This window comes from Nocardiopsis sp. NPDC050513 (assembly GCF_044457925.1).
GTDB lineage: Bacteria > Actinomycetota > Actinomycetes > Streptosporangiales > Streptosporangiaceae > Nocardiopsis.
In genome coordinates this window covers 404,719-418,270 of record NZ_JBITHK010000001.1, presented here as the reverse complement: position 1 = coordinate 418,270, position 13,552 = coordinate 404,719, and the positions used below count along the sequence as shown (strand labels likewise).

11 protein-coding genes are annotated in these 13,552 nt (G+C 73.8%); 8 read left to right on the top strand and 3 right to left on the bottom strand.

Translation table 11 applies throughout. The features are described from left to right. The first annotated feature begins 408 nt into the window (after positions 1-408). From ACIBFB_RS01795 to ACIBFB_RS01785, 3 genes are all read left to right on the top strand, one after another. Positions 409-1,104, top strand: a complete 696-nt coding sequence (locus ACIBFB_RS01795) for a ferritin-like fold-containing protein (RefSeq protein ID WP_397225061.1) — start codon at positions 409-411, stop codon at positions 1,102-1,104. Between the two features lie 173 nt (positions 1,105-1,277). After that, the gene (locus ACIBFB_RS01790; protein ID WP_397225059.1) at positions 1,278-1,589 is read left to right on the top strand and encodes a DUF6401 family natural product biosynthesis protein; all 312 of its coding nucleotides are present in this window, start codon (positions 1,278-1,280) and stop codon (positions 1,587-1,589) included. A 253-nt stretch (positions 1,590-1,842) separates the two neighbouring features. Continuing rightward, on the top strand, positions 1,843-2,085 hold the full coding sequence (locus tag ACIBFB_RS01785) for a hypothetical protein (RefSeq protein WP_397225057.1): 243 nt from the start codon (positions 1,843-1,845) through the stop codon (positions 2,083-2,085). Between the two features lie 120 nt (positions 2,086-2,205). Here the strand turns inward: ACIBFB_RS01785 and ACIBFB_RS01780 are convergent, their stop codons facing one another. The 3 genes from ACIBFB_RS01780 to ACIBFB_RS01770 form a co-directional block, all read right to left on the bottom strand. Next, positions 2,206-2,991 (bottom strand): hypothetical protein, encoded by a 786-nt coding sequence (locus tag ACIBFB_RS01780; RefSeq protein WP_397225055.1) that lies wholly within the window; start codon positions 2,989-2,991, stop codon positions 2,206-2,208. Between the two features lie 308 nt (positions 2,992-3,299). Beyond that, positions 3,300-3,947: a TetR/AcrR family transcriptional regulator gene (locus ACIBFB_RS01775; protein WP_397225053.1), complete on the bottom strand. Its 648-nt coding sequence runs from the start codon at positions 3,945-3,947 to the stop codon at positions 3,300-3,302. Between the two features lie 155 nt (positions 3,948-4,102). After that, on the bottom strand, positions 4,103-4,330 hold the full coding sequence (locus ACIBFB_RS01770; protein ID WP_397225051.1) for a hypothetical protein: 228 nt from the start codon (positions 4,328-4,330) through the stop codon (positions 4,103-4,105). Between the two features lie 284 nt (positions 4,331-4,614). Between ACIBFB_RS01770 and moeZ the strand changes: the two genes are divergently transcribed. From moeZ to ACIBFB_RS01745, 5 genes are all read left to right on the top strand, one after another. Next, on the top strand, positions 4,615-5,775 hold the full coding sequence (moeZ, locus tag ACIBFB_RS01765) for an adenylyltransferase/sulfurtransferase MoeZ (protein ID WP_397225049.1): 1,161 nt from the start codon (positions 4,615-4,617) through the stop codon (positions 5,773-5,775). Between the two features lie 169 nt (positions 5,776-5,944). Beyond that, entirely contained in the window at positions 5,945-6,355 is a 411-nt protein-coding gene (locus ACIBFB_RS01760) for an SPW repeat protein (protein WP_397225047.1), read from the top strand. A 100-nt stretch (positions 6,356-6,455) separates the two neighbouring features. Continuing rightward, positions 6,456-6,782 carry an MGMT family protein gene (locus ACIBFB_RS01755; protein WP_397225045.1) on the top strand — a complete coding sequence of 109 codons (327 nt, stop codon included), beginning with the start codon at positions 6,456-6,458 and terminating at the stop codon, positions 6,780-6,782. 93 nt (positions 6,783-6,875) lie between these two features. Beyond that, the gene (locus ACIBFB_RS01750; RefSeq protein ID WP_397225428.1) at positions 6,876-10,043 is read left to right on the top strand and encodes an ATP-dependent helicase; all 3,168 of its coding nucleotides are present in this window, start codon (positions 6,876-6,878) and stop codon (positions 10,041-10,043) included. Continuing rightward, positions 10,036-13,533 (top strand): ATP-dependent helicase, encoded by a 3,498-nt coding sequence (locus tag ACIBFB_RS01745; RefSeq protein ID WP_397225043.1) that lies wholly within the window; start codon positions 10,036-10,038, stop codon positions 13,531-13,533. The genes ACIBFB_RS01750 and ACIBFB_RS01745 overlap by 8 nt, the downstream gene beginning before the upstream one ends. The last annotated feature ends 19 nt before the right edge of the window (positions 13,534-13,552 follow it).

Sequence of the window (13,552 nt, the reverse complement as noted above, 5' to 3'; positions counted from 1 at the left end):
TGGCGCTGCCGTCTGGATCGGCGCGGTGCGGGCCATACCCGTCCGCGTACCGGCTCCATCCGCAGTTCTGTCGTGTACGAGGGGTCTGTCCCCGCGTGTGAGGGGCGCTTCGAGGGCCGCTGTGTTCCAGACCGGCACCGATCGCCGCGCCATGGTGGCCGGGTGACCGTCCCCGAAGGGGCGAGGGCTGGTCTGGTCGTCTGCACACGCCGGTCATCACGCAGAGTCTAGCTGGTGCCTCACCCGGTGGATATAGCAGTTCGCCGGGCTTGTGGACGGCCGGGGACCTACCCGTTCCCAGCCGGTGCAACCGTGGTCGCGGCGTGTTTAGTCCCGGGGGCGGCCGTCGGGAGGGCGCGGGAGGTCCCCGGTTCGGTCCGCCGGCGACCGGGCGCTACGCTGACGGGCATGACGCAAGGCCCTTCTGCCGACCCCGGTGTGATCGACCTCCTCGGGCTGCTCGCCTACGCCGAGCTCGGCTCCTTCTTCCGGCTCGCCGACGACGCCGGGCTCGCTCCGACCCTGCGCGCGAAGGGCCAGCTGGCCGCCCTCGCCGCCACGGAACAGGCGCACTACCAGGCGCTCTGCGACCGTCTGGAGGAGCTCGGCGCCGATCCCGAGGAGGCCATGGCGCCGTTCGTCGCGCCGCTGGACGCCTGGACGGAGCGCACCGAGCCCCAGAGCTGGCTGGAGAGCTTGGTCAAGACCTACATCGGCGACGGCATCGCCGGTGACTTCTACGCCCGCGTCGCCGGGCTGGCCGACGACGAGACACGGGTCCTGATCGAGGGCGTGCTCGCCGAGACCGGCCGCGCCGAGTTCGTCGCCGAGACCGTGCGCGGCGCTCTGGAGGAGGACCCCAAGCTCGCGGGCCGCCTGGCCCTGTGGGCGCGGCGCCTGGTCGGCGAGGCCCTGAGCCAGGCGCAGGCCGCGGCCGTGCGGCGTCCCGAACTGGCCACGTTGCTGGCCGGGGGCGCCGAGGGCGGGGACCGGCGTTCGGCGCCGACGTCCGGCGCGGGCGACCTGGCGGCCGTCAGCAGGATGTTCGCCTCACTGACCGAGGGGCACGCCAGGCGTCTGCGTGCCATGGGGCTCGCGGACTAGTCCCGCCGTCCACCGGGTCCGGACACCGCCGCGGATTCCCGGCGCCGCCGCGGGTGCGGCGTTCCGGATGGTCCGACCAGGGTCGTCTCCGACACTTTCATGACGATTCCTTGGTCAATGCACGTATAGTCGATGACATTGCCCGTCTCCTGACCACGCGAGTAGGTACTTCCATGCCCCGTGGGACCTCCGTGCGCCACCCGCTGGCCGGACTCACCCGTGACTTCCACAAGATCGGTCCGCTCAACGCCGCCATCGAGCCCGGCATGGCCGCTGAGCTGGACCAGCACGCCGCGGAGGTGTCCGCGGCGATCACCTCGTCCGGCCGGAGCGTCACCGCGCGCAGCCTCGGCACGTACCTGCACGGATTCCTCGACGGGTGCCTGGAGCGCGGATGGGACTCCGAGGCCGTCGAGTACGACTGGGAGACCCTCCGCGTCCTCGCGATCTGCCGCCTGGCCAAGGAACGGGGCTTCGTCCGCTAGGTTGGTGGCATCCGCGGGCGGTCGCCGACGCGAGGATGCTCGCTGTGACCGGGCCCACCCGTTCTCCAGCGAAAACCCTGGCCTGGGCGTACGCTGAAGGTAGCCGGCGACGATCAGAGGCTGATTGCGGCTCCGTTGCCGAGGCTGGTCCAGGGCCCTGCGGAATGCAACGTGGGATGCGCGGTACCGGTCCGCAGGGACCGGGCGCCGCGACTGGCGGAGCGGCCCGCAGAGCCGCGAGAAAGGAATCCGAATGAGGAGCGGTCGGCATGGGGCGGCGCGTCCACCGGTCGGCGTCCTGATCCAACAGGACCGCGTCGACTTCGCGCTGTTCGCACTGATCATCGTCGTCGCGCTGGTGTCGATGGTCCTCACCGGACCGGGCAGCGCGGTCTTCTGGCTGGCGTTCGTCCCGATCATCGCCACGGGCGTCCTCGCGTTCCGGAGGATCGAGCACCTGTCGCGCCTGGAACTGCGCGACTCCGAGCTGCTCTGACGTCCGTACGCCGGCCCTCCGGCGTCCGGGCACGACGCGAGGGCGGGGTCTGACGGCCCCGCCCCCTACCTGCATCCCTTTCCTCCGGCCCGCGGACGCGGCCGAAGGTCTCGCGCGCGGCTACCGGGTGGCCTCACCGCCGCCGCGCTGTCCGGGGGTCGCCTTCGCCTCCTCGGCGCCCTTCTCCTTCTCGGCGGGTCGCCTCATCGCGGCCTCGCGGCCGGCCTCGTAGCTGGCGCCCTCGCCCATCCGGCCCGTCTCGCGCTCGACCGTGTCCAGCCACCGCGACCACCGCGACTGCATCGGCCGGATCATGCCGCCGCCGACTCCGACGACGAGGATGCCGCCGACCGTGGCCAGCACGGCGATGAGGACCGGCATGGTGACGGTCAGCGCCACGCCCATCTGGTTCAGCGCGGCGATCACACCGAGCGCCAGGATGGCCACCGCGGCCACGTTGGCGAGGAGACGGCCGTACGACAGGCCCCCGAGCGCCCCGCTGACGAGGTCGCGGGCGGCCTTGGCCAGCATTCCCGCCACGACGAGGATCACCAGGGCCACGATGCCGTGCGGGATCCAGGCGATGACGTCGTTGAGCAGGAGACTGATCGGGTTCGGTCCGAAGACGTTGAACGCCAGCGTGAGGACGAACAGGACGCCGACGTAGTAGACGATCTTCCCGCACAGCTCACTGGCGCTCCAGCGGCTGCGGTCGAAGTACTGGCCCACGCCGCCGCGGTGCAGCGCGCGGTCGAGGCCCACGCTGTGCAGACCCCGCGCGACGCCCTTGCCCAGGACCCAGGCGACGAACCAGCCCACCACGAGGATCACGAGGAACCCGACCAGCAACGGCACGAAGGTCGCCACCGCCTCCCAGGCCGCGGTCATGCCCTGACCAATGTCCATAACGCCTTCACCCCCCAATCGCGTCGACCGCCGGGGCACGGACATCGCCCGGACGGGTACGCCGACAAAAGTGCCGTACGTCTCATGTCCGCGATACCCGACCTTCGGGAATTGAACCTTTTGCCCGCCTTGTCAGAACGGGCTTGGCCTTTTCTTGGAATTCCTTGACGAAAAAGTGGGCGACGCGTCGGAGCGGGGCGAGGACAATCCGTTGCCCCGCCATCCGGAATTCCTCCCGGCACACGGGGAACGCCCCCGGGCGCGCGCTCGGCGCACCCGGGGGCGCGGTCGTCCCGGTCCGTCCGGTGTCAGTCCTCGGGGCGCTCGCCCCGCTCCTGGCGGTGCAGGTCCCAACCGCTGATGCCGCGCCAGGCGAGGCGGGCGACGAGCAGTTCGGCGGCGTCCTTGGGGACCTCGCCGTAGTTGTTGAGCCAGTACCGCGCGCTGGTCTCGGCCATGCCGACCAGGCCGATGCTCAGCAGCCGGGCCTCCTCGTCGGAGATGCTGGTGTCCTGGCGGATCACCTCTCCGATCAGCTCGGCGCAGCGCTGGAAGGTCTGCTCGCTCTTCTCGCGCACGGCGGGCAGGTTGCGCAGGTCGGACTCGAAGACCAGCCGGAACGCCTCGCCGTCGCCCGCGACGAAGTCGAAGTAGGCCCGGAAGCTCGCGATCACGCGCTGGCGGTTGTCGTCGGTGCTCTCCAGCGCCTCGCGCTGCTTCTCGACCAGGGCCTCGGAGTGCTCCTCCAACAGGGCCAGGTAGAGCTCCAGCTTGCCTGGGAAGTGCTGGTACAGGACCGGCTTGCTGACACCTGCGCGCTCGGCGATCTCGTCCATGGCCGCGGCGTGGTAGCCGCGGGCGACGAAGACCTCCTGAGCGGCGGCCAGGAGCTGGCGTCGGCGCCTGACCCGGGGCAAGCGGGTACCCCGGGCGCGGGCGTCTGAAGGAGCTGTCACACCCACACCCTCCGAAATCGGCATGGCAGATGCACGCCCATACCGAACATCTGCGTGGCTAGTTCTGCCCGACGCGACACCGTGGCGCGCCCCGCGGGCTTCCCCTCATCTTACTCCGGCGTAGGTTCGCTGTGGGCGGTCGGCCGCGTGCCCGGTCACCGGTGCTCCTCCTCCTCGTCGGTGCCCAGCTCACGCAGCTGTTCGACCACGTCCCCCTCGCTGGCCTGGTCCAGGGTCCGGCCGGCGGGCCCCTCCAGCCAGTGGTCGTTCGCCTCCTCGACGGTCACCGCGCTCTGCTCCGCCGCGTCGGCCTCGGGCACCTCGGCCGGCGGGTCCTCCTCGATCTCGGGGCGTCGCTTCCCGGAACGCTTCTGTGCTCCCACGGGATCCTCCCGGCGTCGTCGCTGCGCGTACTGACGACACTACCCGGCCCGGGGCCGCCGAGGAGGGAGGCCGGGGCGGCGAACCCGCAGGCAGCAGGGGGTGGCGGAGGTACGTTGGAGCGTGGGCCGACGGGGTGTGGCCCAGGCCTCCCCGGGGTGGGAATGGGAAACCCCACCCGTTAGGTTGGGTATAAGTGCAAGCATGCTCCGCGCCCCGCCCCCTCGGCCGGACGCCCTCCGGTCCGGGCGGCGCGGAGCCACCTGAACAGACATGAGGAGTCACCGTGTCGCTGCCGCCGCTGGTGGAACCAGCTGACGAGCTGACCGTGGACGAGGTGCGCCGCTACTCGCGTCACCTGATCATCCCCGACGTGGGCATGGACGGGCAGAAGCGCCTGAAGAACGCGAAGGTCCTGGTCGTCGGCGCCGGCGGTCTGGGTTCCCCGGCGCTGCTCTACCTCGCCGCGGCGGGCGTGGGCACGCTCGGCATCATCGACTTCGACGTCGTGGACGAGTCCAACCTCCAGCGCCAGATCATCCACGGCCAGAGCGACGTCGGCCGCCCCAAGGCCGAGTCCGCCCGGGACAGCATCAAGGAGGTGAACCCGGGCGTCGAGGTCGTCCTGCACCGGGAGCGCCTGGAGTCCGACAACGCGTTGGACATCTTCGCCGGGTACGACCTGATCCTGGACGGCACGGACAACTTCGCCACCCGCTACCTGGTCAACGACGCCTGCGTGCTGCTGGACAAGCCGTACGTGTGGGGTTCGATCTACCGTTTCGACGGCCAGGTCAGCGTCTTCTGGAACGAGTACGGGCCGCAGTACCGCGACCTCTACCCTGAGCCGCCGCCGCCCGGGATGGTCCCGTCCTGCGCCGAGGGCGGCGTGCTGGGCGTCCTGTGCGCGTCCATCGGCTCCGTCATGGTGAACGAGGCGATCAAGCTGATCACCGGCATCGGTGAGCCGCTGGTCGGCCGTCTGCTCATCTTCGACGCCCTGGAGATGACCTGGCGCGAGGTGAAGGTCCGCAAGGACCCCGACACCGAGCCGGTCACCGAGCTCATCGACTACGAGGCGTTCTGCGGCGTGGTGTCGGACGAGGCCGCCGAGGCCGCCGCCGGTTCCACCATCACCGCGGGCGAGCTCAAGGACCTGCTGGACAAGGACGAGGACATCTTCCTCGTCGACGTCCGCGAGCAGAACGAGTACGAGATCGTCAGCATCCCGGGCGCGGTCCTCATCCCCAAGGGCGAGTTCCTCAACGGGAAGGCCTTCGAGCGGCTGCCGCAGGACCGGCGGATCGTCCTGCACTGCAAGTCGGGCGCGCGGTCGGCCGAGGCGCTGGCGGCGGTCAAGTCCGCCGGCTTCACCGACGCCGTGCACGTCGGCGGCGGTGTCCTCGCCTGGATCAACCAGGTCGACCCGAGCCTGCCCGTCTACTGACCGGCGGCTCCGAGCCCGGGGGGCGGCGGAACCGGGTCCCTCCCGGCTCCGCCGCCCCTTCGCCGTCCACAACCTCGGTCCGGCGCCGTCGCTCCCCGCTCCGAGTGGGTAGAACCCCCACGAGGGCCGCCGAATCCACCAGGGCGGCCCGCCGCTGGGAGGTGGCGTGATGCGAGAGAAGGGACGCTGGGCCGACTGGGCGGCCGTCGCCGTCGGTCTGGCCCTCGGGGTGAGCTGGATGTGGCACGGCATGCTCGGCTGGTCCGGCGGGCTGATGTTCGTGTTCGGGCTGGTCGTGGTCATGGCCTCGGTGATCTCCCTGACCCGGCCGGGGGCGGTGTCCGGTGAGATCGCGGCGCTGGTCGTGGGCCTGCTGACGTTCGCCCTGCCGTGGCTCCTGGAGTTCACCGACCAGCCCCTCGCCGCGTGGAGCGCGTGGGTGCTGGGGGCGGCGATCGCGCTGCTGGGCGTCTACGGGCTGGTGATGGCCACCCGGACCCGCAGGCGCGACCCCGAGCTCGCCTGGACCGTGCACCGCAACGAGATCCCCGGGAGACCGGCGGGCCGCACCGGAGGCTGAGCGGCGTCGGACGGCCGTCCCGTCCTCGGTCCTCCGTCGGCGGGGCGGGTCGGCGCGGTCACTCCGTCCTCGGTTCCCCCGCCGCAGTAGGCTCTGCCGTGTGCTCGACGACGCCCCCCACGCAGCAGGACCCGACGACTACGCCGAGGACGTCCTCGCCGTGGTCGAACGCATTCCGCCCGGCATGGTGATGTCGTACGGCGACATCGCCGAGTACGTCGGCCGCGGCGGCCCCCGCCAGGTCGGCGCCGTCATGTCCGCCTGGGGCGGCGGCGTTCCCTGGTGGCGCGTCGTGCGCTCGGACGGCCGCCCGGCCTCCGGGCTCGAGGTGCGCGCCCTGTCCCACTACGCCGCCGAGGCGACCCCCATGCGCCCCGGCAGCGCCCGCGTGGACATGCGCCGGGCCCGGTGGGACGGGCACGGCTGAGCCCCGTGGGGAGCACGGCGGCCCCCGGTGCGTCCGAGAAGGTCCCCGACCTCTGGTGAACTGGTGCTCGTGGACCATGCCCGATACCGACTCGTGCGGCGCGCCAACCAGGCGCAGCCGCCGCCGGTGCTGGACGAGAACCAGCGGCGCGTGGTCGAGCACGCGGGCGGTCCGCTGCTCGTGCTGGCCGGTCCCGGCACCGGGAAGACCACCACCATCGTCGAGGCCGTCGTCGACCGCATCGACAACCGCGGCGTCGACCCCTCCCGCGTCCTCGTCCTCACGTTCAGCCGCAAGGCCGCCCAGGAACTGCGTGAACGGATCACCGCCCGGCTGCGCCGCACCACCCGCGAACCCCTCGCGCTCACCTTCCACAGCTACGCCTACGCCCTGATCCGCCGCGAGTTCCAGCGGATGGGCGACCTGCCGCCCCGCCTGCTGTCCGGTCCCGAGCAGCTGATGGAGGTACGCGAACTGCTCACCGGGGAGTCCCAGGACGGCGGCGGGGCCTGGCCCGAGCGACTCCGCCCCGCCCTGGAGACCCGCGGTTTCGCCGAGGAGCTGCGCGACTTCCTCATGCGCGCCCAGGAGCGCGGACTGGGACCGGCCGAGCTGGACCGGCTCGGCCGCGAGCGCGGCAGGGACGACTGGGTGGCCGCCGCCGGGTTCCTGGAGCGCTACACCGGCCGGTTCGACATCGCGCCCGTGCCCACCCTCAACTACGCCGAACTCGTCCGCGTCGCCGCCGACATGCTCGCCGACCCCGCCGTCCAGGAGCGCGAGCGCGCCGCCCGCGAAGTCGTGTTCGTCGACGAGTACCAGGACACCGACCCCGCCCAGGAGGAACTCCTGCGCGCGCTGGCGGGGGACGGCCGCGACCTGGTCGCCGTCGGCGACCCCGACCAGTCCATCTACGCGTTCCGCGGCGCCGAGGTCGACAACATCCTGGACTTCCCGAGCCGTTTCCGCGCCGCGGACCGCTCCGAGGCGCCCGTCGTCGCGCTGCGCACCTGCCGCCGCAGCGGCTCCGCGCTGCTGGCCGCCTCCCGGGGAGTGACCCGGCGCCTGCCCGCCGTCGCGTCGGCCGGCGGACACGTCAACGAGCACCGCGACCTGACCCCGGCGGAGCACGTCCCCGAAGGCGCGGTCCAGGTCCTCCTGGCCGACAGCGGCGCCCAGGAGGCGGCGGTCATCGCCGACACCCTGCGCCGGGCGCACCTGGTCGACGGCGTGCCCTGGTCGGACATGGCCGTCCTCGTGCGCTCCTCCACCCGCCAACTGCCGGTCCTGCGCCGTGCCCTGACCGCCGCGTCGGTCCCGGTGGTCGTGGGCGCGGACGACCTGCCGGTGGCCGCCGAACCGATCGTCCGGCCGCTGCTCGCGCTCATCCGCTACGGGCTCTCCCCGGACGAGCTCGACGACGACACCGCCCGAGAGCTGCTGACCAGCCCGTTCGGCGAGGCCGACGCCATCCGGCTGCGGCGGCTCGTGCGGGCCCTGCGCCGCCTCGACCTGGACCGGGTGGCCGCCGCCGGGACCGACCGCGACGCGGACGCCCCCGACACCGCGGGCGGGCCCGACGACGGCTACCGCCCGGCCTCCCGACTGCTCGTGGACGCCCTGCGCGACCCCCGCGAACTGGCCCTGGTCGACCCCGGCGTCGCCGCTCCCGCCCTGCGCATCGCCGAGGCCCTGGCCACGGTCCGGACCCTGACCGCCCGGGGCGCCGACGCCGAGCAGGTCCTGTGGCGGCTGTGGCGCGACAGCGGCCTGGCCGACCGCCTCCTGCGCGCCAGCCAGGCGGGCGGCCGCCGGGGCGCCGCCGCCGACCGCGACCTGGACGCCGTCGTGGCCCTCTTCGAGAGCGCCGCCCGCTACTGCGACCGCCTGCCCCCCGGCGCCCCGGCCGGGTTCCTGGAGGACCTCGCCGCCCAGGAGATCCCCGGGGACAGCCTCGCCGAGCGCGCGCCCGAGGGAGAGGCGGTGCGCATCCTCACCGCCCACCGCTCCAAGGGCCTGGAGTGGGGGCTGGTCGTGGTGGCCGGGGCGCAGGAGGGCGAGTGGCCCGACCTCCGGCTGCGCGGGTCGCTGCTCGGGGTCGAGGAACTCGTCGACGCCGACGTCCACTCCGCCGACACCTCCGGCGCCGCCCTGGCCTCCAAGCTCCTGGACGAGGAGCGCCGCCTGTTCTACGTCGCGCTCACCCGTGCCCGGCACACCCTGGTCGTCACCGCCGTGGGCGGCGAGGACACCGACGAGCGCCCCTCGCGCTTCCTCAACGAGATGGGCGTCGGCGACCCCGAGCCGGTCAGCACCGGCCGCCGCTGGCTGTCCCTGCCCGCACTCGTCGCGGACCTGCGCTCGGCGGTCACCGACCCCTCCGCCCCCGAGCCGCTGCGCGAGGCCGCCGCCGCGCACCTGGCCCGCCTGGCCGAGGAGGGGGTACGCGGCGCCGACCCGGCCGAGTGGTACGCGCTCACCCCCTTCACCGACGACGGCCCGCTGGCGGGGGAGGAGGACACCATCCGCGTCTCCCCGTCCCAGGTGGAGAGCTTCACCAACTGCCAGCTGCGGTGGCTGCTCGAACGGGCCGCCGGGGCCTCCTCCGGCGACTCCGCCTCCACGCTGGGCACGGTCGTGCACGCCGTCGCGGTGCTGGTCGCCCAGGGCAGCTCGCCGGACGAGATCCGCGATCGCATGGACGAGATCTGGTCCGACCTCGACTTCGGCGGCCCCTGGCAGGCGGCCAAGCAGCGCGAGCGCGCCGACGGGATGGTCGGCAAGCTTCTGGACTGGGACGCCGCCAACGACCGCGAGCTGGTCGTCACCGAGGAGGGCTTCCGCGTGGACGTCGGCGGCATCGAGATCACCGGTCGCGTCGACCGCCTCGAACGCGACGACCAGGGGCGGGCCGTCGTCGTCGACATCAAGACCGGCCGGAACAAGGCCGAGGACCTGGCCCGCCACCCCCAGCTCGGCGTCTACCAGATGGCCGTGCTCAAGGGCGCCTTCGCCAAGCTCGGCCTCACCGAACCCGGTGGCGCCTCCCTCGTCCAGGTCGGCGAGAAGACCAGGACGTGGCGCGAACAGCCCCAGCCCCCGCTGGGCGGGGACCCCGACCCCGAGTGGGCCGGGACGCTGGTGCGCGAGGTCGCCGCCGGGATGGGCGGCGCCCGCTTCACCGCCACACGCAACAAGGGCTGCAACGCGTGCGCGGTGCGCGCGTGCTGCCCCGTCCAGGACGAGGGACGCCATGTCTAGACCCCGCGCAGAGCACTCCGACGCCCCGCCGGCGTTCCCCCGCCTGACCCCCGCCGAACTGGCCCGCCTGCTCGGCCAGCCCGAACCCACCGCCGAGCAGTCCGAGGTCGTCTCCGCGCCCCTGGAACCGGGCGTGGTCATCGCGGGCGCCGGGTCGGGCAAGAGCGAGACCATGGCCTCCCGCGTCGTGTGGCTGGTCGCCAACGGGCACGTGCGCCCGGAACAGGTGCTCGGCCTGACCTTCACCCGCAAGGCCACCGCCGAGCTGGCCGAACGCGTCCGCAAACGCCTCGACCAGTTGCGCGCCACCGAGCAGCTGCCCCCGGAGGTGCTCGACGGCGAGCCGACCGTGTCCACCTACAACGCCTACGCCGGGCGGATCGTCTCCGACCACGCCCTGCGCGAAGCGGTCGAGCCGACCGCCCGCCTGCTCAGCGAGGGGCAGTCCTGGCAGCTGGCCGCGCGGATCGTGGGGGAGTACGACGGGCCGATGGACCGCATCACCGTCGGGGCCGACACCGTCACCCAGCGGGTCCTGCACCTGTCCGGGGAGATCGCCGACCACCTGACCACCACCGACCGCGTGCGCGGGATCGGCCGGTGGATCCAGGCCGAGGTCGACGCGATGACCCGGAAGGCCACCAAGGAGACCCGCGACCTGGTCGACGCCCAGCGCCGCCGCGAACAGCTGCTGCCGCTCGTGGACCGGTACAACCACGCCAAGCACGTCCGCGAGGCGATGGACTTCGGCGACCAGATGGCCCTGGCCGCGCGGATCGCGGAGAACCACCCCGAGGTCGGACTCATCGAACGCGGCCGGTTCCGCGTCGTCCTCCTCGACGAGTACCAGGACACCAGCCACGCCCAGCTCGTCCTGCTGCGGTCCCTGTTCGGGGAGGGGCACCCGGTCACCGCCGTCGGCGACCCCTGCCAGTCCATCTACGGCTGGCGGGGCGCGATCGCCGCCAACCTCACCCGCTTCCCCACCGACTTCCCCGTCGCCCCCGGGCGGCCCGCGCCCGTCCGGCGCCTGTCCACCAGCTTCCGCAACGGCGAACGCGTGCTGGGCGTGGCCGAGCGGATCTCCGAACCGCTGCGCGCCGAGGCCGCCGAGGTCCCCGTCCTCCACCCGGGGCCGGCCCGCCGGGGGCGCGGCGCCGCCCTGGCCGCGCTCTTCCCCACGGAGACCGAGGAGGCCGCGTGGATCGCCGAACAGGTGCACAGCCTCGTCCACGCCCGACCGGGTGAGCCGGGCGACGCGCACACCGCCCCCGACTTCCTGCCCTGGCCGGACGGCGAGTCGGGCGGCGGCGGGGACGGCGGGATCAGCCCGGGCGACGTCGCCGTGCTGTGCCGCAAGCGCGCCCAGTTCCCGCCGTTGCGCGAGGCCCTGGAGGCGCGCGGGATCCCCGTCGAGGTGGTCGGGCTCGGCGGGCTCATGCTCGTCCCCGAGGTGCGCGACATCATCGCCACCCTGCGCGTGGTGCACGACGCGTCGGCGGGCAACGAGCTGGCCCGCCTGCTCACCGGGCCGCGGTGGCGGCTGGGCCCGCGCGACCTCGCCGCTTTGGGCGCCCGCGCCGCCGAGCTCGCGCGGCACTCCAGACGCGACCTGACCGTCCCCGAACCGGAGCAGGGACAGGTGGGAGACGCCGCGCCGGAGGCGTCCGTTGAGGGTGGCAGCCCGTCCTCGCACGCAGCGCTCCCGACGGGCGATGGCGGGCGACCGGCGGACGACATCCTGCGGCGCACGGTCCTGGACCTGACCGCCGAGAGCGGCAGCCTCGTGGACGCCGTCGACGACCCCGGCCCCGCCGAGCACTACTCCGAGGCCGCCTACGCACGCCTGGGCCGCCTCGCCGAGGAGCTGCGGTCGCTGCGCAAACTGGTCGGCCAGCCCCTGCCGGACCTGGTCACCGAGGTCGAGCGGATGCTCGGCCTGGACATCGAGGTGGGCGCCCGCACCGGCCGCGATCCGCTGTCGGCCCGCGCCGACCTGGACGCCTTCGTCGACCACGCGGTCCGTTTCGTCGGCAACAGCGAGGACCCCACCCTCGGCAGCTTCCTCAGCTACCTCCACGCGGCCGAGGAGAACGAGAGCGGTCTGGCGCCCGGCGAGCGGGTCGGGGGCTCGGACAGCGTCAAGCTCATGACCGTGCACGGGGCCAAGGGGCTCCAGTGGCCGGTGGTGGTCGTGCCCGGGTTGAGCGCGGGGAGCAAGGCCCCGTTGTTCCCGGCCAGGGCGCGGGACGCGCTGGCCTGGGTCAAGGGCGACCACCTGCTCCCGTACCCGCTGCGCGGCGACCGCGCGAGCCTGCCCGTTCTCGCGGGCGCGGCCAAGGAGGACATCGCCGACTTCAAGGCGGCCGAGGAGGCGCGCCACCTCATGGAGGAACGCCGCCTGGCGTACGTGGCGGTGACCCGCGCGTCCTTCGCGCTGCTGTGCACCGGCCACTGGTGGGGGCGTACCGGCAGCACGCCGCGCGGCCCGTCGGTGTTCCTGGAGGAGGTCCGCGCGGCGTGCGAGGGAGGCGCGGGGTCGGTCGTGGCCTGGGCGCCGCCGCCGGACCCGGAGGAGACCAACCCGCACGACGACGAGGAGCACGCCGCCGTGTGGCCGCCAGTGCACGCCGACGGCTCCGGCGTCCCCGAGGGGGCCGCCGGGTCGACGCGCGAGGCGGCCGGGGCCCGGCGCGCGGAAGTGCTGGCGGGCGCGGCGCTGGTCGAGCGCGCCCGGGCCCGGCTGCGCGCGGGGGAGACCGCCGCCGAACCGGCCCCGGCCGGGCTGCGCCGACGGCTCCAGGGGTGGGAACGCGACGCCGAACTCCTGCTGGCCCACCGCCGGACCGCGGCGTCCGGGCCGGGGGACGGTCCGGTCGAGGTCGAGCTGCCCGCCCACCTGTCGGTGTCCTCCATGGTGTGGCTGGCCCGCGACCCCTCCGCGCTGGCCCGGCAGATCCGCCGTCCCCTGCCCCGGCCGCCCGCACCGCACACCCGGCGCGGCACCGCCTTCCACACGTGGCTGGAGCGGCGGTTCGGCCGCGACATCGCGCTCCTGGACGAGCTGCCGGGGGCCGCCGACGAGACCGCGGGCGAGGACGAGGACCTGGCCGAGCTCCAGCGCCGCTTCGAGGAGAGCGAGTGGGGCTCGCGGGTCCCGGTCGAGGTCGAGGTGCCGTTCGAGACGGTCATCGGCGACCGCCTCATCCGGGGGCGCATGGACGCGGTCTTCCACGACCCCGAGACCGGCCGCCACGACGTCGTCGACTGGAAGACCGGCCGCCCGCCCGGCACGGAGGCCGAGCGCCGTGCCGTGGGCGTCCAGCTGGCCGCCTACCGGCTGGCCTGGGCCGACCTGGCGGGCGCCGAACTCGGCGAGGTCCGCGCGGCCTTCCACTACGTCCGCGCCGGGGAGACGGTCCGCCCCGCCGACCTGCTCGACGCCGAGGGCCTGGCCGCGCTCATCGCCTCGGTCCCCGAACCGGGGTGAGCCGGCAGCGGGGGCGGCG

What these genes read in the sequence shown, in the direction of transcription:
- ACIBFB_RS01795 (WP_397225061.1), top strand. Translation starts at nt 409, where the DNA reads ATGACGCAAGGCCCTTCTGCCGACCCCGGTGTGATCGACCTCCTCGGG.
- ACIBFB_RS01790 (WP_397225059.1), top strand. Translation starts at nt 1,278, where the DNA reads ATGCCCCGTGGGACCTCCGTGCGCCACCCGCTGGCCGGACTCACCCGT.
- ACIBFB_RS01785 (WP_397225057.1), top strand. Translation starts at nt 1,843, where the DNA reads ATGAGGAGCGGTCGGCATGGGGCGGCGCGTCCACCGGTCGGCGTCCTG.
- ACIBFB_RS01780 (WP_397225055.1), bottom strand. Translation starts at nt 2,991, where the DNA reads ATGGACATTGGTCAGGGCATGACCGCGGCCTGGGAGGCGGTGGCGACC.
- ACIBFB_RS01760 (WP_397225047.1), top strand. Translation starts at nt 5,945, where the DNA reads ATGCGAGAGAAGGGACGCTGGGCCGACTGGGCGGCCGTCGCCGTCGGT.
- ACIBFB_RS01745 (WP_397225043.1), top strand. Translation starts at nt 10,036, where the DNA reads ATGTCTAGACCCCGCGCAGAGCACTCCGACGCCCCGCCGGCGTTCCCC.